Annotated in this window: 15 protein-coding genes; 6 read left to right on the top strand and 9 right to left on the bottom strand. The window is 73.8% G+C overall.

The window, feature by feature from the left end; genetic code table 11:
* Positions 1 to 19 precede the first annotated feature (19 nt).
* Together ACIRNI_RS02860 and ACIRNI_RS02865 are read left to right on the top strand one after the other, a co-directional pair.
* On the top strand, positions 20 to 2,767 hold the full coding sequence (locus ACIRNI_RS02860) for a serine protease (protein ID WP_403547694.1): 2,748 nt from the start codon (positions 20 to 22) through the stop codon (positions 2,765 to 2,767).
* 42 nt (positions 2,768 to 2,809) lie between these two features.
* Positions 2,810 to 3,760, top strand: coding sequence for a bifunctional riboflavin kinase/FAD synthetase (locus ACIRNI_RS02865; protein ID WP_403547695.1), 951 nt, complete (start codon positions 2,810 to 2,812; stop codon positions 3,758 to 3,760).
* Here the strand turns inward: ACIRNI_RS02865 and ACIRNI_RS02870 are convergent.
* From ACIRNI_RS02870 to eccE, 9 genes are all read right to left on the bottom strand, one after another.
* Entirely contained in the window at positions 3,757 to 4,752 is a 996-nt protein-coding gene (locus ACIRNI_RS02870) for an ABC transporter ATP-binding protein (RefSeq protein WP_403547697.1), read from the bottom strand. The genes ACIRNI_RS02865 and ACIRNI_RS02870 overlap by 4 nt on opposite strands.
* A gap of 20 nt (positions 4,753 to 4,772) precedes the next feature.
* A complete protein-coding gene (locus ACIRNI_RS02875; protein WP_403547699.1) occupies positions 4,773 to 5,732 on the bottom strand; it encodes an ABC transporter ATP-binding protein in 960 nt (319 codons plus the stop codon).
* Positions 5,729 to 6,664 carry an ABC transporter permease gene (locus ACIRNI_RS02880; RefSeq protein ID WP_403547701.1) on the bottom strand — a complete coding sequence of 312 codons (936 nt, stop codon included), beginning with the start codon at positions 6,662 to 6,664 and terminating at the stop codon, positions 5,729 to 5,731. Before ACIRNI_RS02880 ends, ACIRNI_RS02875 begins: the two co-directional genes overlap by 4 nt.
* On the bottom strand, positions 6,661 to 7,620 hold the full coding sequence (locus ACIRNI_RS02885) for an ABC transporter permease (RefSeq protein WP_403547703.1): 960 nt from the start codon (positions 7,618 to 7,620) through the stop codon (positions 6,661 to 6,663). The genes ACIRNI_RS02880 and ACIRNI_RS02885 overlap by 4 nt, the downstream gene beginning before the upstream one ends.
* Before the next feature lie 111 nt (positions 7,621 to 7,731).
* Positions 7,732 to 9,570 carry an ABC transporter substrate-binding protein gene (locus ACIRNI_RS02890; protein ID WP_403547705.1) on the bottom strand — a complete coding sequence of 613 codons (1,839 nt, stop codon included), beginning with the start codon at positions 9,568 to 9,570 and terminating at the stop codon, positions 7,732 to 7,734.
* Between the two features lie 172 nt (positions 9,571 to 9,742).
* Positions 9,743 to 12,610, bottom strand: a complete 2,868-nt coding sequence (locus tag ACIRNI_RS02895) for an SCO5717 family growth-regulating ATPase (RefSeq protein ID WP_403547707.1) — start codon at positions 12,608 to 12,610, stop codon at positions 9,743 to 9,745.
* A 319-nt stretch (positions 12,611 to 12,929) separates the two neighbouring features.
* Positions 12,930 to 13,163, bottom strand: coding sequence for a DUF397 domain-containing protein (locus tag ACIRNI_RS02900; RefSeq protein ID WP_355356076.1), 234 nt, complete (start codon positions 13,161 to 13,163; stop codon positions 12,930 to 12,932).
* A gap of 124 nt (positions 13,164 to 13,287) precedes the next feature.
* Entirely contained in the window at positions 13,288 to 13,938 is a 651-nt protein-coding gene (locus ACIRNI_RS02905; RefSeq protein WP_356643053.1) for a hypothetical protein, read from the bottom strand.
* Between the two features lie 101 nt (positions 13,939 to 14,039).
* Complete coding sequence (eccE, locus tag ACIRNI_RS02910) at positions 14,040 to 15,383, bottom strand: type VII secretion protein EccE (protein WP_403547709.1); 1,344 nt, start codon at positions 15,381 to 15,383, stop codon at positions 14,040 to 14,042.
* Positions 15,384 to 15,565: 182 nt separating this feature from the next.
* Here eccE and eccB point away from each other — a divergent pair, with 182 nt between their 5' ends.
* The 4 genes from eccB (at position 15,566) to ACIRNI_RS02930 (ending at position 20,769) form a co-directional block, all read left to right on the top strand.
* Entirely contained in the window at positions 15,566 to 17,095 is a 1,530-nt protein-coding gene (gene eccB / locus ACIRNI_RS02915) for a type VII secretion protein EccB (RefSeq protein WP_403547711.1), read from the top strand.
* Between the two features lie 14 nt (positions 17,096 to 17,109).
* The gene (gene mycP / locus ACIRNI_RS02920) at positions 17,110 to 18,369 is read left to right on the top strand and encodes a type VII secretion-associated serine protease mycosin (RefSeq protein WP_403547713.1); all 1,260 of its coding nucleotides are present in this window, start codon (positions 17,110 to 17,112) and stop codon (positions 18,367 to 18,369) included.
* Positions 18,370 to 18,489: 120 nt separating this feature from the next.
* A complete protein-coding gene (locus tag ACIRNI_RS02925; RefSeq protein ID WP_403547715.1) occupies positions 18,490 to 18,924 on the top strand; it encodes a hypothetical protein in 435 nt (144 codons plus the stop codon).
* Positions 18,925 to 18,930: 6 nt separating this feature from the next.
* Complete coding sequence (locus ACIRNI_RS02930; RefSeq protein ID WP_403547716.1) at positions 18,931 to 20,769, top strand: hypothetical protein; 1,839 nt, start codon at positions 18,931 to 18,933, stop codon at positions 20,767 to 20,769.
* Positions 20,770 to 20,779 lie beyond the last annotated feature (10 nt).

Below are 20,779 nucleotides of genomic sequence, written 5' to 3' on the forward strand. Positions count from 1 at the left end.
GCCGACCTACCGTCGAGCCATGGAACGCGGGGACGGTGCGACGCTCGTACACATCTGTGACGCGGGAGGCCGGGCGCGCGGTACCGGCTTCGTCGCGGACGACCTGGGAACGGTCGTGACCAGCCATGAGGCCGTCGACGGCCTGAGACGGGTCGTGCTGCTCGGGCCCGGCGGCCGGACGTGCGTCGCCGAGGCCGACGCCATCACGCCGCTGCCGGGCGCCGCGCTCGCCCTCGTACGCGGCGCCGGGCTCGGCGCGCGCCCCCTGCCGCTGGCGGACCGCCCCTGCGTCGAGCCGGGCACCTACGTACGGATCGCCGCGGGCGGCTGGCGGCAGGCGCGGGTCCTCGGGCCGGCCGACGTGACCTACACCGCCACCGACCGGTTCCATCCGCTCGGCGGCGTCCTGGAGCTCGCCGTCGGCACCGAGGGCAGCGAGGCGCTGCGGCGGGGCGGTGAGGCCGCGGGCGGGCCCGTCCTCGATGCCACGACCGGGGCCGTGCTCGGCGTCCTGGTCACCGCGCTGCACGCCGAGCGGCGGGCGGCCGGTTTCGCCGTACCCCTCGCGGCGATGGCCGCGCGCGATCCCGGAGGGCCGCTCGCCGCCCTGCTGCGGCGCAGCGCCGCGACCGTCCCGGCGTACGGGCGGGACCTCAACCTGGCGGGCGTGCTGGAGCTGGCCGCCGCCTCCGGGGACCCGGACTCCGGCGCGAGCGCCTGGCCGGAGCCGGTCGAGCGAGCCCAGGCGGCGCGGGCGCACGAGCTGTTCGCGGCCTCGCCGGACGCGCTGCTGCTGGGGCTGGTCGGCGAGCCCGGCAGCGGGCGCACCACCGAACTGGCGGCCCTGGCCGCGCGCCGCGCGCGGGGCGCCGAGCCCGCCCCCAGCGTGTGGGTGCGCGGCACCGACCTGCGGCCGGACGACACCTCGGTGGCCGACGGGCTCGCGCGGGCGCTGCGGCGCGCCGGCCGGACCGTCGCCGCGAGCGGGCGGCCGGGCCTGTGGGACGAGTCCGCCGCCGCCACGCCCGAGCGGGTGGCGGCCCTCGCCCGCGCGGCGGGCCGCCCCCTGCTCGTCCTCCTGGACACCCCCGAGGAGCCGCCACCCGCCTGGGCCGAGGGCACGGCGGCCTGGCTGCGCGCGCACGGCGCCCGGCTCGCGGTCGCCCGCCGCCCCGAGCAGTGGGAGCGGACATGTGCGCCGTACCCGGCGGGGGAGGTGCGGTGCGTGCGCCTCGGCGACCTGACGGAGCGGGAGGCGCGCTGGGCGCGCGCCCGGTACGGGCTGCCCGCCGACGCCGTCGCGGACGCCGACGCCCGGCATCCGCTGGCGCTGCGGCTGCTCGCCGAGGTGCGGGAGGCGATGGGCGGGGGCGCGGTGGTGCGGGCCCGGCGGGCCGACATCTTCGCGGCCTACCTCGACCTGGTGTGCCTGCGCGTCGCGGTCCGGGTCGCGGACGCCTCCCGGCCGCCGGCGCGCGGCACCGCGGTGCGGCGGCTCGCGGCGCGGGTGGCGGGCCGGGTCCACGAGGCGGCGCGGCGCTGCCCGGACCCGGAACTGGACCGGGCGGCGTTCGAGGAGCTGTTCCCCTGGAAGGGCGGCTGGGCCTCCGCGGTCCTCGCCGAGGGCCTCCTCGTCCCGGCCGGCACCGGCTACCGCTTCGGCCCCGAGGAGCTCGGCGACTGGCTCCGGGCCGCGCACCTCGACCTCGACGCGGCCCTGCGGGCGCCCGTGGACGACGGCCGTACCGCAGACCTGGCCGCGCGGGCGCTGCTCGCACTACCGGACGCCCGGGCGTACGCGGGCGCGCTGCGGGAGCTGGCGGACCGGATCGCCGACGCGCCCGACGTCGCGCCCGCCGCCTTCGGGCCCGACTTCTGGTCGCGGCTCGCGGTCGGCGAGGACGAGCGCCTCGACCTCCTGCGGCGCCTGGTGGCGAGCGGGAGCCCGCGGTTCTTCGACGCCGCCGCCGCGCGCCTCGTCGCCGACCCCCGGGGCGTACAGCCGCTGCTGTGCCGCTGGTTCGCCGACGAGCGGCCGCTGCCCACCGAGCCCGGCTCCCGGACGCGGTCGGTGCGGACCACCGTCGCCGGGGCCGCGCAGGCGCTGCTGTACGCGCACCGGGGCCCGGCCCTCGACGACCTGTGCGAGGCGCTCGTCACCACCGCCCACCCGCGCGCCCACGAGCTGCTCGCCGCCCTCGCCGAGGACGAGCCGTCCGCGCTGTGCCGCGCCGTCGACCGCTGGGCCCACGACGACGTACGCCCCGCCCGCCGCGCAGCCGCCGCCACGTACGGCCGACTCGTCGCCCCGCACGCCACGGCCGCCGCCGACCGCGAGCTGCTGCGGTACGCCGCCCTCGCGCTGCTCGCCCGCCCCGGCGACCACGCCCTCCACGACGCGGCCCTCGACCTGCTCGCCCGCGAGCCGCACGGGCCGGGCCTGCCGGGCGAGCCGGAGGCGCTGCTGCGGGCCGCCGCCCTCGGTGCCGAGCGGTGGCCGGAGGCCCGCGTCCGGGAGCTGGTGCGGCGCGCGGGCGCCCTCATGGTGCGTACGCCCGAGGGCGCGACCCGCTTCGACCGGCACCTCGTCGAGCTCGCCCGCGAGGTGCCCGGCTTCGCGGCGCTGGTCGCGGGATGGCTGGCCAAGGCCCCCGAGGAGTGGGTGTTCCTGGTGGGGCCGAGCGCGCGGCGCACGGTCGAGGCGCTCGTCACTCCGATGCCGATGCGGGCGGCAAGCCATCGGCATGGCAGTCTTAGACCTGCGTAATCCGTCAATGACGTACACAGGTTCGGGCGAGGAGCGGTCACAGTGCAGCGCTGGCGTGGCTTGGAGGACATCCCCCAGGACTGGGGGCGCAGCGTCGTCACCATCGGCTCCTACGACGGGGTCCACCGCGGGCACCAGCTGATCATCGGGCGCGCGGTCGAGCGGGCGCGCGAGCTCGGCGTCCCGTCCGTCGTCGTCACCTTCGACCCGCACCCCTCCGAGGTCGTCCGCCCCGGCAGCCACCCGCCGCTGCTCGCGCCGCACCACCGGCGCGCCGAACTGATGGAGGGGCTCGGCGTCGACGCCGTACTCGTCCTGCCGTTCACGGCCGAGTTCTCGCAGTTGTCGCCGGCCGACTTCATCGTGAAGGTCCTCGTCGACAAGCTGCACGCCCGCGCGGTCATCGAGGGCCCGAACTTCCGCTTCGGCCACCGGGCCGCGGGCGACGTCGCCTACCTCGCCGAGCTGGGCTCCACGTACGACTACGAGGTCGAGGTCGTCGACCTGTTCGTCAGCGGCGAGGCGGGCGGCGGTGAGCCGTTCTCGTCCACGCTGGCGCGCCGCCTGATCGCCGCGGGCGACATCGAGGGCGCCGCCGAGATCCTCGGCCGCCCGCACCGCGTCGAGGGCGTCGTGGTGCGCGGGGCGCAGCGCGGCCGGGAGCTCGGCTACCCCACCGCCAACGTCGAGACCCTCCCGCACACCGCGATCCCCGCCGACGGCGTCTACGCCGGATGGCTCGTCGTGGGGGAGGAGCGCATGCCGGCGGCGATCTCCGTCGGCACGAACCCCCAGTTCGACGGCACCGAGCGGACGGTCGAGGCGTACGCGATCGACCGCGTCGGCCTGGACCTGTACGGGCTCCACGTCGCCGTCGACTTCCTTTCGTACGTGCGCGGCCAGGAGAAGTTCGCCTCCATCGACGAACTGCTGGAGGCCATCGCGGCGGACGTGGAGCGCTGCCGCGACCTGACGTCGGCTCACGCCGCCTAGGGACGCTGTCGGCCACCGGCCGCCCAGTGACACGCCGCCCCCCGCCCGCGCCCCGGCAGGACCGGCAGGTCCCGGGTCCGGCAGGCGTCCGCGAGGCCGGGGACGGCCGTTCGGGGTGAGGCCAGGACCGGGCAGCGGGCGTGGAAGCGGCAGCCGGGCGGAACACGGGCCGGGTCCGGGGGCTCGCCGGTCAGGAGCACCGGCTCGCCGGGGGACTCCGGCAGGACGGACAGCAGCGCCCGGGTGTAGGGGTGCCGGGGGGAGGACAGCACCTCCTCGACCGGGCCCGTCTCCACAACGCGGCCCAGGTACATGACCGCCACGCGGTCCGCGATGTTCCACGCCAGGCCCAGGTCGTGCGTGACGACGAGCGCGGCCAGGCCCAGCTCGTCGCGCAGGTGCAGCAGCAGCGCCAGGATCTCGCCGCGTACGGAGGCGTCGAGCGAGGCGACCGGCTCGTCGGCGACGAGCAGCTCGGGCTCCAGGACCAGCGCCCCGGCGATGACCACGCGCTGCCGCTGCCCGCCGGACAGCTCGTGCGGATAGCGCGGGAAGAACCGCTCCGGCGGCCGCAGCCCCGCCCGCGCGAGCGCCGAGGCGACGGCGGCGGGCTCGTCCCCGTCGTACCCGTGGATCCGCAGGCCCTCGGCGACCGCGTCGTACACCGTGTGCCGGGGGTTGAGCGAGCCGCTCGGGTCCTGGAGGACGAGCTGGACGCGGCGCCGGTACGCCTTGAGCGCGGCGCCCTTGTGCGCCAGCGGCGCTCCGGCGTACGACACGGAGCCGGACGTCGGCTGCACCAGGCCCAGCAGCGAGCGCGCCAGCGTCGTCTTGCCGCAGCCGGACTCGCCGACGAGCGCGACGATCTCGCCGGCGCCGATGTCCAGGTCGACCCCGTCCACCGCGAGGACCGGTGGGGAGCCGCGCCGCCGCCCCGGGAAGGCGACGCGCAGGCCGCTGACGGACAACAGGGCGGTCTCGCGGGACGTCATGCGGGGATTCATACGGGACGTCATGCGGGGCTCCCGGCGGGGAAGAGGCAGGCCGAGCGGTGGCCGGGTGCCGCCTCGGCCAGCGGCGGCTCGTGGGACGCGCACGCCTCCACGGCGACCGGGCAGCGCGGGTGGAAGGCGCACCCCGGCGGCAGCGCGGCCGGGTCCGGCGGATCGCCCGGCAGGCCGCGCGGGGCGAACCGGGAAGCCGGGTCGCCGACGCGGGGGAAGGCGGCGGACAGCGCCCGGGCGTACGGATGCCGGGCCGCCGCGTACACCGCGCGCGCCGGGCCCTCCTCCACGACGCGGCCCGCGTACATCACCGCGAGCCGGTCGCAGGTGTCGGCCAGCACCGACAGGTCGTGGCTGATCATCATGAGCGCGATGCCCTGCTCGGCGACGAGCCGCTCGATGAGCCGCAGGATCTGCGCCTGGATCATCACGTCGAGCGCCGTGGTCGGCTCGTCCGCCACGATCAGCCGGGGCTCGCAGGCCAGCGCCATGGCGATCATCACGCGCTGCCGCTGCCCGCCGGACAGCTCGTGCGGGTAGGCCCGCGCCCGTGCGGGCGGGAGCCCCACCTGTTCCAGCAGCGCGGCCACGCGTTCGCGGGCCGTCGCCGCGGTCGCCAGGCGGTGGACGAGGAGGGGCTCGGCGATCTGGTCGCCGACGCGGTGCACGGCGTTCAGCGCGTGCATCGCGCCCTGGAACACGATCGACGCCCCCGCCCACCGGACCGCCCGCAACCGGCCCCACCCCATGGTCAGGACGTCCTCGCCGTCGAGCAGGACCCGCCCGCCGAGCCGCGCCGACGCGGGCAGCAGCCGCAGCAGCGCCAGCGCGAGCGTGGACTTGCCGCAGCCCGACTCGCCCGCGACGCCCAGCTTCTCGCCCGCTTCGAGGGTGAGGTCGACGCCCCGCAGGGCGGGCGTGTCCGTCCCGTAGGTGACGGTCAGGTCCCTCACGTCGAGCAGGCTCACCGCCCCACCGCCGGCCCCGCGTCGACCAGCCGGGGGTTGTGCAGCCGGGGGTTGAGCACCGACTCGATCGCCCGCCCGCACAGCGTGAAGGCGAGCGCGACGGCCGCGATGGCGATGCCCGGCGGCGCCAGGTACCACCAGTGCCCGGAGGAGACCGCGCCCGCCTCCCGCGCGTCCTGGAGCATGCCGCCCCAGGAGACGACGGCCGGGTCGCCCAGCCCGAGGAAGGCGAGCGTCGCCTCCGTCAGGATCGCGGTGGAGATGCCCAGCGTCGTCTGGGCCAGCACCAGCGGCATGACGCCCGGCAGCACATGGCGGCGCATCAGGTGCGCGTGCCCGCCGCCGAGCGCCCTGGCGCGTTCGATGTACGGGCGCGACTCGACCGCGATGGTCTGCGCGCGCACCAGCCGGGCCGTGGTGGGCCAGCTGGTGACACCGATGGCCAGGATCACCGTCCACACGCTGCGGGACAGGACGGTGGCCAGCACGATCGCGAGCACGAGCGACGGCATGACCAGGAACCAGTCCGTGACGCGCATCAGCACCGTCGCGAACCAGCCGCCGTAATGCCCCGCGACGACCCCGACGAGCGTGCCGATGGCGACGGACAGCGCCGCCGCCAGCAGCCCCACGGCGAGCGACACCCGCGCCCCCTGCACCAGAAGCCCGAGCAGCGACCGCCCGAACTGGTCGGTGCCGAGCGGGAAGCGCGCGCTCGGCGCCTCCAGCGGCATCCCGGGCGCGCGGGTCACGCTCCGCACGTCAGCGCCGACCAGCAGGGGCGCGGCCAGCGCGACGAGCCCGATCACGGCGAGGGCACCGAGCCCGTACAGCCCGGCCCGGTGCGTACGGTAACGGCGCCAGAAGCGGGCGAGGGAGTCGCGGCGGCGTGCCCAGGTCAGGGCGGAGGGCGAGGAGGTCGAGGAGCTCATCGGGCCACCCGGGGGTCCAGCAGCGGGTACAGCAGGTCGGCGAGGAGGTTCGTCACGATCATCGCCCCGGCGAAGACGACGAACAGACCCTGCACGAGCGGCAGGTCGGGCACCGACAGCGCCTGGTAGAACAGCCCGCCGAGCCCCGGCCAGGAGAAGACCGTCTCGACGAGGATCGAACCGGCGGCCACATGGCCGAGGTTGATGAAGACCATGGTGACGGTGGGCAGGAGGGCGTTCGGCACGGCGTGCCGGCGGCGTACGACGGCGTCGCGGAGCCCCTTCGCCCGCGCGGTCACCAGATAGTCGCCACCCTTCTCGTCGAGGAGCGAGGACCGCATCACCAGCAGCGTCTGCGCGTAGCCGACGGCGACGAGCGTCAGCACCGGCAGCACCATGTGGTGCGCGACGTCGAGGACGTACGCGATGCCCGTCTCGCCGCTGCCGGACTCCATGCCTCCGGTGGGGAAGACCCCCGGGACGGGGCCGACGCCGACGGCGAAGACGATGATGAGCAGCAGCCCGAGCCAGAACGACGGCACGGACCACAGCGTCAGCGCGACACCGGTGTGCAGCCGGTCCGCGAGGCCGCCGTGGCGCCAGGCCGCGCGGGTGCCGAGCCACAGCCCGAGCGCCGAGTAGACGACGACCGCGACCCCGGTGAGCAGCAGGGTGGCGGGGAGCCGGCCCGCGATCAGCTCGCCGACGGGCGCGCGGAACTGGTACGACAGGCCGAGATCGCCTGTCAGCGCCTTCGCGCAGTACTCCGTGAACTGCTGCCACATCGGCAGGTCGAGCCCGAACTGCCGCCGCAGCGTGGCCATTTGCTCGGTGGAGGTCGGCCGTCCGTGGGTCATGGCCCGGACCGGGTCGCCGGGGAGGATCCGGAAGAGGAAGAAGCTGGTGACGAGCACGGCGAACAGTGACACCACCGCGCCGCCCAGTTTGCCCGCCATATGGCGCGGATACGACGAAACGGCCGCCCGGGGCCGCCGGGACCGCCGTACGGCCGCCCCGGCGCTCGTGCTCGCGGTCGCGCTCCCGGTCGTGCTCGCGGTCGTCACGGGTTACTCACGCTCGTCGACGGTGGCGCGGCGGCGCACGGCGGCCCAGGCACCGACGGCGAGGAGGACGAGCGCGGCGGGACCGGCCACCAGCCAGACGCCCGTGGACCCGCCGGAGTCCCCGCCGGCCCGGCGCGCCGCCGACGCCGGTGTGGCGGACCACCAGCTCCAGTAGCCGTCCTGGCCCCAGATGTTCCCGGCCGCCTCCGGCATCGTCGTGATCGACCTGATGTGGTCCGTGCGGTACGCCTCGACCGCGTTCGGGTACGCCATGACGTTCATGTACCCGGTGTCGTACAGCCGTGCCTGCGCCTGCTTGACCAGCTCCGCCCGCTTGGCCGGGTCGTACTCGCCCGTCTGGCGGGCGTACAGCTGGTCATAGGCGCGGTCGCAGACGAAGTTGTCGGTGGCGCCGGTGTCCGCGGGGGTCGCCGGGAGCGCCGCGCAGGTGTGGATGAAGAGGACGAAGTCGGGGTCGGGGTTGACCGACCAGCCGTCGAAAGCCAGGTCGTAGTCGCCCTTGAGCCAGGGGTCGGAGACGTTGTCGAGGCAGGTCACCTTCAGCCCGATGCCCAGCTGGGCCCACCACTCCTGGAGGTAGGCGGCGACCGCCTTGTCGTTGGGGTCGGTGGCGTGGCACAGGATCCGGAAGTCGAGCGGCCTGCCGTCCTTGCCGACGCGCCGGCCCGCGCCGTTCTCGCGGTAGCCGGCGGCGTCGAGGATCCGGGCCGCCTGCGCCGGGTCGTACGCGCGTTTCCGCGCGCCCTCGGGCTTCCAGAAGTACGGGGCGAAGCGGGGCGGGATGTAGCCTTCGCCCTCGACGGCGTGGCCCTGGAAGACCTTGTCGACGAGGGTCCCGCGGTGGACGGCGAGGAAGAGCGCCTTGCGGACGGCCGGGTCGAGCAGGGCCGGGTGGCCGGTGCCGAACCTCTTGCCGTTCTTCGCCCGCGCGCCCGGGTTGGTGGCCAGGGCGTAGAAGCGGCGGCCGGGCGCGTCGTTCACCTCGATGTGCGGGGCGGAGCGCAGGGACGCGGCCTGGGCGGGGGTGAGGTTCGGCACGAAGGAGACCTCGCCCTTGCGCAGCGCGGCGACGGCGGCGTCCCCGTCCTTGTAGTACCGCAGCACCAGCTCGTCGAACTTCGGCGCCCCGCGCCAGAAGTCCTTGTTGCGCTTCAGCTTCACGTACTGGTCGACCTTGTAGTCCGTGATGAGGAAGGGGCCGTTGCCGACGATGGGGAAGCTTTTGTCGTTGGTGAAGGTGGAGAAGTCCTTCACCTTCTCCCAGACGTGCTTCGGCACGATCGGGACGTCGAGCGCGACCATCGTGGCCTGCGGCTTCTTCAGCTCGATGACGAGAGTGCGGGGGTCGGGCGCGGAGACCCGCTCGAAGTTGGCGGTGAAGCTGCCGTGGGCGGTGGCGGCGTCCGGGTCCGTCATCATCCGGCCGAAGGTCCAGGCGGCGTCCTCGGCGGTCACCGGCCGGCCGTCGGACCACGTCGCGTCGGAGCGGATGGTGTACGTCCACGTCAGCTTGGACGGGGACGGTGTCCAGGAGGTGGCGAGACCCGGGACGGGGCGGGCGTCCCTGACGTCGTAGTTGGTCAGGTTCTCGTACGTGAGCCGGTGCAGGGTGGTGGAGACCAGCCGCTGGGCGAGGAAGGGGCTCAGGGAGTCCACGCTCTGTGACACGGCGATCGTGAGGACGCTCTTCGAGGCGTTGCCGGCGTCGCCGTCGGCGTAGGCATCCCCGTGTGCGGGAGGCGCGTGGAGGGCGGCGGCGACGCACGAGGCGAGTGAGGCGAGAAGCAGGCGGAGGGAGCGGTGCGGAGCCATGGTGACCATGAGCTGACCTCGCGTCGGATGCGGGCGGCGGCGCCGGCTGGTGAAGCGAGGTGTACCAGCGCCGTAGGGCCGCGTCAACGAAGTGTCAGCGCGCGTTGTGAGGGGCCGCAACGCGCGAGGGCCCGCACCGTCACGGCGGTGCGGGCCCTCAGTGGTCCAGTCCTCTGCCGCCCTACTGCTGAGGGGCCGGCGGCGCCTGCGGAGGCTGCTGTCCGGGGTGCTGCTGCCCCGGCTGCTGCGGCACCTGGTGCTGCGGCGGCTGGGCGGGGTACGGCTGTCCGGGAGCCGGCTGCTGGGGCGCGTACGGCTGTCCGGGCGCGGGCTGCTGATGCTGCCACTGCTGCGGCGGCTGGGCGGGGTACGGCTGCCCCGGCGCCGGCTGCTGCGGTGCGTACGGCTGTCCGGGAGCCGGCTGCTGCGGTGCGTACGGCTGTCCGGGAGCCGGCTGCTGGGGCGCGTACGGCTGACCGGGGCCCTGCGGGGGATAGGGCTGGCCCTGCTGCGGGTACGGCTGGGGCTGGCCACCGGGTCCCTGCTGGCCCGGCACCGGCGGCGCCATCTGCGGCGGCATGCCGCCCTGCCCGTCCCCGGTCCACAGGCCCTGCGCCTGCTGCGCCCGTGAGAAGTCCTCGGCGACCATCGCGGAGAGGTTGAAGTACGCCTCCCGGGTCTTCGGCCGCATCATGTCGAGGTCCACCTCGGCGCCCGCCGCCAGGTGTTCGTCGAACGGCACCACGATCACCCCGCGGCAGCGGGTCTCGAAGTGCTGGACGATGTCCTCGACCTTGATCATCTTGCCGGTCTCGCGGACACCCGAGATCACGGTGATGGACCGCTGCACCAGCTCCGCGTACCCGTGCGCCGACAGCCAGTCGAGCGTCGTGGACGCGCTGGAGGCACCGTCGACGGAGGGGGTGGAGATGATGATCAGCTGGTCGGCGAGGTCGAGCACCCCGCGCATGGCGCTGTAGAGCAGACCGGTGCCGGAGTCGGTGAGGATGATCGGGTACTGCTTGCCCAGGACGTCGATCGCCCGCCGGTAGTCCTCGTCGTTGAAGCTCGTCGAGACGGCCGGGTCGACGTCGTTGGCGATGATCTCCAGACCGGAGGGCGCCTGCGAGGTGAAGCGGCGGATGTCCATGTACGAGTTGAGGTACGGGATCGCCTGGACCAGGTCGCGGATGGTGGCCCCGGTCTCGCGGCGCACGCGGCGGCCGAGCGTACCGGCGTCCGGGTTGGCGTCGATCGCGAGGATCTTGTCCTGCCGCTCGGTGGCCAGCGTGGCGCCCAGCGCGGTCGTCGTGGTCGTCTTGCCGACGCCGCCCTTGAGGGAGATGACCGCGATCCGGTAGCAGGACAGCACGGGCGTACGGATCAGGTCGAGCTTGCGCTGCCGCTCCTGCTCCTCCTTCTTGCCGCCGAGCTTGAAGCGGGCGGCGGCGGAGGGGTTGCGGCTGGACTTGGCCTTCTGCTTGTTGTTGCGCAGCAGGCGGTCGGACGACAGCTCGACGGCCGCGGTGTAGCCGAGCGGCGCGCCCGGCACCGAGCGCTCCCGCTGGTCGTGCGTGACGGGCGTGGGCCACGCGCCCCCGGTACGCGGGTCGTACGGGCCGGGCTGGCCGGGCGCGGCCTGCGGCTGCTGGGGTGCCTGGGGCTGCTGCGGGGCGGGCTGCGCGGGGTGCGGGAAGCCGTAGCCGCCCTGCGGGGCCTGCGGGGGCATGGGCTGCGCCGGCTGCGCCGGGTGCGGGAAGCCGTACCCGCCCTGCGGGGGCATGGGCTGCGCCGGCTGCGCGGGCTGCGCCGGGTGCGGGAAGCCGTAGCCGCCCTGCGGAGCCTGCGGGGGCATGGGCTGCGGCTGGGGCTGGGCCTGCGGCTGGTCGGGCGCGGGCGCCTGCGGCGGCATGGGCTGGGCCTGCTGCGCCGGGTGCGGGAACCCGTAGCCGCCCTGCGGCGCCGGGGCGTTCGGCACAGGCGGTTGCGGCTGGGCAGGCTGCTGCGGCTGCACGGGCTGGGCCGGGTGCGGGAAGCCGTACCCGCCTTGCGGCGCCGGGGCGTTGGGCTGCGCGGCCGCCGGGTAGGCGGGCTGGTCGGCGGTCGGCGCCGGCCACTGCGGGGCCGCCGTCGGCGCGGCGGGCTGGAACGCCGGCGGCAGCGGCGGCAGCGCCGCGCCCTGCGGCGCACCCGGCGCGGGAGCCCACGGCTGAGCCGACGCGTCGGCGGGCGCCGCGTCCTGCTGCGGAGTCTCCTGTTGCGGAGTCTCCTGCGGTACGGCGTCGGCCACTTCGGCCTCCGCTTCCGCTTGCGCCGGGGCGGCGGCTTCCTCGGCCGCCAGGTCACGCGGCTCGTCACCGCCCTCCTCGGCGGGGCGGTCGTCGGCCTGGGGAGCGGCCTCGGCCTTGGCCTCGGGCTGCTCCTCGGCGCCCGCGTCCTCGCCGACCGAGGACTCAGGGGTCTCGGCAGGCTCCGTTGCCGGGTCCTCGGCGGGTGCCTCGCTACCGCCCGACGGAGCTCCCTCAGACGGAGCCCCACCCGACGCGGCCGCCTCGCGCTCGGCGATCTCGGCCATCTCGCGCTTGAGCGCGGCGGGCGAGAAGCGCATGGTCGCGCCGCTCTCCACGTCACCGCCCCCGAAGGGCTGCTCGGGCTCGGGCCGGCCGGACTCTGCCGAAGCCTCCGCCACGGGAGCCTCCGCAGCATCAGGTGCAGGCGCAGGGGCGGGAGCCACCGGCGCGGGAGCAGGAGCCGCGGGCGAGGGAGGCGCGGGCGGCGTCGCCCAGTTCGGCTCGAAACCGCTGCCCGGCGGCAACCCCGGCACCGCGACCGGCATCGCCCCGCTCGGCGGCGGAGGCGGAGTGAACCCGCCGCCTGCCGCACCACCGGCACCACCACCCGACGACGACGTGTCCGCGGCGTTCTGCGTGTACCAGGCCGGCGGGGTGTAGTCGATGGTGAACTCACCCGTCATCTCGGCGGGATCCGCGTCGGACTCGTCGACGGGAAGGTTCCAGCTCCCGTGGATGTCGTCCCGATCGCCGTTCACTTTGCCTCCTGGTGTGGTCGAGCACCCTTGTGCCGTGGTGGGTGGGGCCACCGTTGACTTCCGATCGGCCCGGCTCTGCGACCCACCCTAATCGTCAACAATGCCGGACCGGCAGGCTCACCCGGCGCTCACCCTCCGTCCCGTACCTCACGCCCTGCCCTGTCGTCACGTGAGTTGGGCAGAGCGTGAGGTTCCCCGCCGGGAAAATCGGTACAACTGCCAATGAACCAGGAGCGCTCAACAGCCGCACGGCGAGGCCCTCACCCCACCTCACCGAAGTCTTCGCGAAGCCCTCACGGGCCCTCGCGACCTCACCGCATCACTTGATGTCGAACTCGCCGTCCCGCGCCCCGAGGACGAAAGCCCGCCACTCCGCCTCGGTGTACCGCAGTACCGTGTCCGGGTCCAGGGACGAGCGCATCGCGACCGCGCCCCCCGGCAGGTACGCGATCTCGACCCGCTCCTCGTCGGGGCTGGTGCCGGGGGGACCGTGCCACTCGACGCCGGAGATGTCGAGGGCGTACAGCTCTTCCTTCTCCTGTGCGCTGCCCATCGGGGTTCCTTTCTGTCGCGGCGGCGGCCGGTACGGCCCGACTGCCTGTGGCGGCGCGTGAGGCACCTGTCGCTCCGCGTCACCGCCAGCATCCTAGGCCAGTCGGGGGACCCCGTAAGGGTGCTCAGTCCATCCGTCGCGGCATGCCCAGCAGGCCCGACTCCGCGTCCGTCGCGGTCGTCATCACCCAGTTCCGCTCGCGTCCGGAGCACCAGAGCGTGACGCCGTCCGCCAGCGTGGGCAGGGCCTCCGTCTCGACCTGGGTGAGGCCCAGGATCCGCCCGATCTGCTGCGCCTCCTGCGGCGAGACCCGCTGGACGCCGACGAGCGTGGACGCCCGCATCAACCGGGGCGCCACCGGGCTCAGATACGGCAGCAGTGTCAGGACCGACTGCCACGGCGACGACACCACGCGACCGCGCGGCGGCCGCATGCCGCAGTCCCGTACCACCACGACCGGACTGCTCACCGTCGCGCCCATCGGCGGTACGCGGCCCACCTCGTGCAGCGTGATGCACTCGAGGCCGGCGCCCGCGGTCTGGGCGAGCGCGGTCCACTCCTGCGCGCGTCCGGTCTCCACCGCGACCCGCGCACCGGTGCCCGCCGCGCGCAGCGCCAGCACCTGAGCCGTCCACAGGCCGCCGATCAGCAGCACGTCGTACGGCGTCGAACGGTGGAAGCCGATCATCTGCGGCCGGCCCTCGCCGTCGTCGCCGATGACCACCCCGTCGTCCCCGACCGGCAGGGACAGCGCGCCGAGATGGTCGGCCGCCATGGTGTGCCCGGCGAAACGCGGGCCGAACAGCCCCCGGAGCCCCCGCCCGGAAGCAGCCTCGGACACGGGCACGGATGCGGATCCGGTACGAGTACGAGCCATCAGCGGGCACCTCCCAGCGGCAGCGTCGCCAGAACGCCCGGCAACTGCTCACGGTCCAGGCGCAGCAGGCCCACCTTCGCCGACCGTCCGGCCTGCTCCAATTCCCTGCGTACGCCGATCAGTTCAGTGTCGGAGCCGCCGGTGATCCGGACGTGCCCGAGTACATCCAGCGCTCCCTGGCGCGCACCGCGCCGCAGCGTGAAGCTCACGGTCGTCGCGTACGCGGGCACGGCGGTCAGCAGGGACACCAGCTTCGGCAGGGGCGTCGCCCCCCGGCCCAGCTCGGGCCAGCGGCCCACCGCGTACGTCGTGTGCCAGCGGTCGTCGCACCGCCAGACCCGCGACGTCTCCGCCGTACGCCGCTGCGGCGCCGCGTCGGGCCGGCCCGCGCGGGCGGTCAGCCGCGCGCTCGCGCAAGCCGCGATGGACACCGTGGAGTTGAGCTCCTCCTGGTCCAGGACCACGGCCTGGAAACCGGCTCCGGTCATGCGGCTCGCCACATGGTCCGCCGCGCGTACGAGGCAGCGCTGGGCGCCCTCGATGCCGCCACCGCGCGCCGCGACCGCCTCCGCGCACAGCTCCGGGTCCAGCTTCACCGCCACCCACGTCATGCGCAGCGCGGGCGCGCCGGTCCGCTCCTGCAGCGGCGCGTAGGAGCGGCGGGCCACCGACTGCTGCGGCAGGTGCGGCGCGGGCGCCGGGCGCACCTGCTGCACCAACTGCACCGACTCCAGCACGATGTCGTCGACGTGCAGTGCGCTTCCCAGGACGGACAGCGGCAGCGCACGGGCGCCGAAGGCCGGGCGCAGCGCACTCCCGCTGGCCTCGATCCGTACGACCGCGGTCAGGAAGGTGCCGTCCCCGAGCATGCCGACGGTGCGGCGGTTGCGGTCGACGAAGGGGTACGGGCGGAAGCCCGGCACGCTCTCCGCGACGACGGCCAGCGACGGGTCGACGTCCGCCGGCGCGGGTGCGGCGCGACGGTTGCGCGAGCGCAGGGCCATGGCCGCCGACAGCCAGTCCCGCAGCGCCTGGCCCCGGCGGCGGATGACGGCGAACAGCACCAGCAGGCACGCCACCAGGCAGGCGGGGATCAGCCACAGCCCGCCGAGCGCGACCCCCACCGCCGCCAGCGCCAGCGCCAGTTCCACCAGCATCAACTGGCGCAGCTGGAAGGGCCCCACACGGCTCGTGCGGGACAGGGGGCGCAAAGTCGTGGACGCCGGGACGGCGTTGCCGCGCGCGGCCGGCGCCGCCGGGGCGTTGCTTCGTTGCCGTCGGGAAGTTTCGGGGGCGGCCCGACCGGAGTTACGCCCATTTCGCGCGCGCGTCGCCGTACCCATCGCCGCGTTGCCCCCTCGTGTCCGTAATTACTGAATTCCCATGGGCGTTGACCGGGCGATCACCCTACCTGAGCGGTGGAACGCTGGTGCCAGCAGGCATAGTAGGGGGCGGCACCGACGACAGGTCCCGCTCGACGCATGTGGGAGCCTGGTCGCTCAGCGGGGAGAGGGACAACGGACACATGGCATCACGACGGGACGAACTCAACGCTTACACCTTTGCGAAGCGAAGGCTGGTGGCGCAGTTCGTACAGCCGAATGCGACCGGGTCGGAGGAGGGCGCGCCGCGGCCGCTGCGCGCGGTCCTGCCGGGCGTCATCGTCGGTGTGGTGATCCTCGCGATCTTCGGGGCCTGGGGCATGTTCAAGCCCGTGGCGCCCCAGGGCTGGGCGACCCCCGGCGAGAACGTGATCATCGCCAGCAAGTCGACCACGCGGTACGTGGTGCTGGAGACCAACAAGAAGAAGCAGCTCCACCCGGTGCTCAACATGTCGTCGGCCAAGCTGCTGCTCAACCCCGACAAGGGCAAGGTCATCAACGTCGACGAGTCGGTGCTCGACAGCGGCAAGATCCCGCACGGCGCCACTCTCGGCATCCCCTACGCCCCCGACCGGCTCCCCGACCCCAAGGAGGCGGGCGCGGCCAAGCGCTGGGCGGTCTGCGAGCGGCCCGGCGAGGGCGGCCGCGCCATCCAGAAGGCGGCGTTTGTCCTCGCCCAGCGCGAGGAGAAGAAGACCGAGGGCAAGGAGCGCCTCACCGGCGGCGAGCTGCTGTACGTCGAAGGCCCCGACAAGGCCCGTTACGTGGTCGACGCCCAGGGCACCGCGTACCCCGTCAAGCGGGACGACGAGCTGCTCCTGCGCCAGCTCGTCGGGCAGGGCCGCGCCGCCCAGCGCGTGTCCGCGGCCTGGCTGGAGACCCTGCACAAGGGCGACACCATCGAGTTCCCCACCATCCCCGGCCAGGTCGGCACGGACGCCGACGTACCCGGCAGCCTCGACCCCGAGGTCAACAAGGTCGGCACGGTCCTGACCGCCACCGACGGCACCCGGGAGCAGCAGTACGTCGTCCTCCGCGACCGCGTCGCCCCCATCTCCGACTTCACGGCCAAGCTGCTGCTCAACAGCCGCCAGCTGGTCGAGCTCGACCAGGCCGGCCGCGCCACCTCGGTGAGCGCCGCCGCCTTCCAGCCGGGCGAGGCGTTCGGCGCGGACAAGAAGTGGCCGCGGTTCGCGCCGAAGCCCGTCAACGACGCCGGTACGGAAGAGGGCAGCCGCAACACCGTCTGCAACGTCCTGCGCGAGGTCGACACCGACAACGGCGCCACCACCCTCAGCACCTGGGCGGGCACCGACTTCCCCGCCCCGCTGCCCACCGGCGCCAGCAGCGCGTACGTGACCCCCGGATCCGGCCAGCTCTTCCGCCAGTTCAAGGGCTCGGAGACCGGCACCGGTTTCCTCTTCCTGGTCACGGACACCGGCCTGCGCTACGCGATGCAGTCCAACGGCGACACCGCCACCGACGACTCCGGCATCGGCTCCTCCGGCGACGAGAAGGAGAAGCAGGCGCGGGCGCAGGAGGCCGCCCAGGCCCAGAACCGCCTCGGCTACAAGGACGTCGACCCCGTCCCCGTACCGGCGGAGTGGTCGACCTTCCTGCCGACCGGTCCCCGGCTGTCGACCGGCGCCGCGCGCCAGCCGCAGGGCTCGTGAGGACCGGGGCGGACATGACCTACACCCACCGACGCCTGCTGGCGGCCGCCCCCGTGCTGGTCGCCACCGCACTGGCCGCCGTCATCCTGCCCGCGCCGCCCGCGGCCGCCGACGACCTCCAGCAGTGCACCTTCCCCGGCAAGATGTACGAGGGCCGGCCCTGGGCGCTGCAGCGCGTCCTGCTGGACGAACTGTGGAAGCAGTCCACGGGCAAGGGCGTGCGCGTCGCGGTCATCGACACCGGCGTGGACGTCAAGAACCCGCAGCTGGCGAAGGCCGTGGACACCGGCAGCGGCATCAACCTGCTGCCCAAGAAGGACGACCAGGGCAAGGAACTGGAGCGCGGCAAGGAGGACGGCACCACCGACACGGTCGGCCACGGCACCAAGGTCGCCGGCATCATCGCCGCCCGCCCCGCCAAGGGCACCGGTTTCGTCGGCCTCGCGCCCGACGCCACGATCATCCCGATCCAGCAGAACGACGCCGAGGGCCACGGCACGGTCAAGAGCCTCGCGGCCGCCATCCGGCACGCGATCGCCGAGAAGGCGGATGTGATCAACATCTCGCAGGACACGGCGGACGCGGTGAAGCCCGCACCCGACCTCAAGCGGGCGGTGGACGCCGCCCTGGGTGAGGGCATCGTCGTCGTCGCCTCGGCGGGCAACGACGGCCTGGGCGGCAACGTCAAGCCCACCTACCCCGCCTCGTACGAAGGCGTCCTGGCCGTGGCCGCCTCGGACCGCAACAACGAGCGCGCGCAGTTCTCCCAGTCGGGCGACTTCGTGGGCATCGCCGCCCCGGGCGTCGACATGGTCTCCACGGTCCCGGGCGGCGGCCACTGCGCCGACAACGGCACCAGTTTCTCCGCGCCGTACGTCGCCGGCCTGGCCGCGCTCATCAAGGCCAAGCACCAGGACTGGACGCGTGAGCAGATCGTCGCCCAGATCCAGCAGACCGCCGAACGCTCCGTGGCCGGCCACGACCGCCTCGTCGGCTGGGGCGTCGTCGACCCGGTCCGCGCCCTGACGGAGGACGACAAGCCCATCGACAAGCCGGTCGCCCACGAGGGTGTCACCCGCGCCGAGGCCCCGACCCCGGCCGAGGTCCACCTCGGCGAAACCCCGGAGGAGCGCAACGCCCGCCTCGCGACGTACGTGGTCGTGGGCGGCGGCGTCCTCGTCGCGGCCATCTCGGGAAGCGCGGTCGCCGTACGTGACGCACGTCGCAGGGCGAGGCGCGTGGCGTTGCAACTGCGGGGCCGGGAAATGGCGTGATCTGTAAGGCGCTTGGGACTGTCATACCCAGTGACTAAAGTGATGTGACGCAATCAAACAGCGGAAGCAAACGGGGAGGAACGAGCATCGTGCTCGAGGGAATGGTTGACGGGGGCGGCTATGGCAGGTGACCTCGAGCGCGGGGTTGGTGCGCTGAAGGCGTTCCAGAAGGACGTGAACGCCCTGCTGTCGGACCTCCAGGGCGGAGCCGGAGGCAGCTCCAAGATCGCCGAGGAGCGGGTCACCCGCGAATCCCTCGGCCATGGCTTGGCGTTCGCCGAGGCGGACGGCTTCTACACCCAGTACAACCGCGTACACCAGGCGATTGTCCAGCTCTCCAAGCACCTGAGCGACCAGATCGAGCTCTACAGCATCGCGGTCCACGCTGCGGACGTCGGTTACGACAACGTCGAGGAAGAGCAGCGGCAGCGGTACCACTCGATCCTGGCACGCCTGGACGAGGAACGGGACAGGGCCGAGGCGCAGGCTCAGGAACAGAAGCCCGAGACCGGTAAGCACCAGGACGGCAACCGCGTCGGCAAGGATCTGGGGTGATGACTGATGAGTGAAGAGAAGCAGCCCACGGAGCAGAAGCCGCCGGCGGACCCGAAGCCGCTGCCGGAGCAGCTGAAGCCCGAGCAGCGGTACGAGCAGGAGCAGAAGCAGCAGCAGGCGGCCGACACGACCATCACGGGTCAGCGTGTCGCCACGGACATGGCGCAGAAGGTGCACGAGACCTTCAGTGGTGTGTTCGGGGGCAGCGGCACGAGCGTGTTCGGCAAGACCAGCTTCGAGGACGCGCCTCTGAACAAGATGCTCGACCTGCTCGACAGCGCCAACCCGGCGGACCTCACGAACGCCGGCCAGAAGCTGGAGGACGCCACCAAGGCGCTCAACGAGGCGGCGAGGAACCTCGACAACTTCGTCAGCAAGACCGACTGGAAGGGTGAAGGCGCCGAGGAGTTCCGCCGCTACGGCAAGGAACTCGTTACGTACACCTACGGTCTGGGGTCGTTCTCCAACGTGGCGGGCGCCCAGCTGAAGGAGGCCGCGGTCGGCCTCAGCTCCGTCCGCAACTCCAAGCCGCCGCGCGACAGCCGGGCCATCCAGAAGAAGCCCGAGGACTTCGCCCTGCCGGAGCGCACGGAGGACAACCCGGACTACCAGAAGGCCCTCAAGGTCGAGAAGGACCGCCAGGAGGCCATCAACCAGATGAACCGTCTGGCGTCCTTCTACGCGGTCTCGGAAAGCACCTTGAAGTCGCAGGAGCCGCCGAAGCTGCCGAAGCCGCTGGGGAGCTCGGCGGTGCCGCCGCCGGCGGGGCAAGTGGACAGTGGCCGTGCCAGGGGGGAAGCAGGCTCCACAGGTAACGACCTGTCGCGGAGCTCCTCGGCGCAGCCCAGCGAAGCACGCGGCTGGGCCAACAACGTGGGAGATAGCACACCTCGCACGGAAGTCACGGGCAAGCCGGTCGAGGCAGTGGGCTCCAACCCCCGCACCGAGATCGACAGCGTCCAGACGCTTCCGCCGCCGACGACCCCCAATGCACCCACCCCGACCGGCCCGGTCACCGGCAACCCGGGCCCCAACGCCGCACCGCCCATCCCCGGCTTCGGCCCGCCCGTCCGCCCCACGGCACCGCGGGCCACTGGTATGCCTGGTGTCCCTCGGACCAGCGGTGGTCCGGGCCCCCACACGACCAGCCGTACCGGCACCCCTAACAATCCGACCGGACGCACCACGGGAACGCCTCCTGGGCGCTCCCCGGGAATGCCCGGTCGATCCACGGGGATGCCCGTTACAGGTCATGGAGCACCCCCCCAGGCCACTGGGCGTGCCGGCCAGCCGATGGGTCGTTCCGGACCCATGGGGATGCCGACAGGCCAAACGGGTCGCACCGGTGGCCCCGGGCAGGCGCCGGTGACCGGTCGGCCGACCACGTCGGCGCCGGGCATGGCCGGACGCCAAGGCGGCCCCGGCGCGACGCCTCGTGCGGGCCAGAACGGCATCGTCGGAGGCACACCGCAGCGTGCTATCGGCGGGTCCACCGGATCCCGCATTCCCAAGGGCACGGTCATCGGCGGAGAGGCAGCGTCCACCGGCCGTCCCTCCACCGCGAGGCCGAGCCAGTCCGGAGTCATCGGCGCCAATCAGGCGAATGGTGCCGCTCGCGCCACTGGACGCGGCACGCCCAGTGTGAACGGTGTGGTGGGTACGCCGCGTGGCGGCGCGACGGCCGCCCGGCCGGGCGGTGCGGCCATGGGCGCTCGCAGTGGCCAGCGTCAGGCCCGTGACGAGGAACAGGAGCGGAGCAACTCCACCCGTCCGGATTACCTGACGGAAGACGAAAAGACGTGGGCAGCCAAGCGAGGGAATGCTGTGCCACCGGTGATCGACTAGGCACTCGGAA

This window comes from Streptomyces sp. NPDC093546 (assembly GCF_044765045.1).
In the GTDB taxonomy this organism is placed as follows: domain Bacteria; phylum Actinomycetota; class Actinomycetes; order Streptomycetales; family Streptomycetaceae; genus Streptomyces.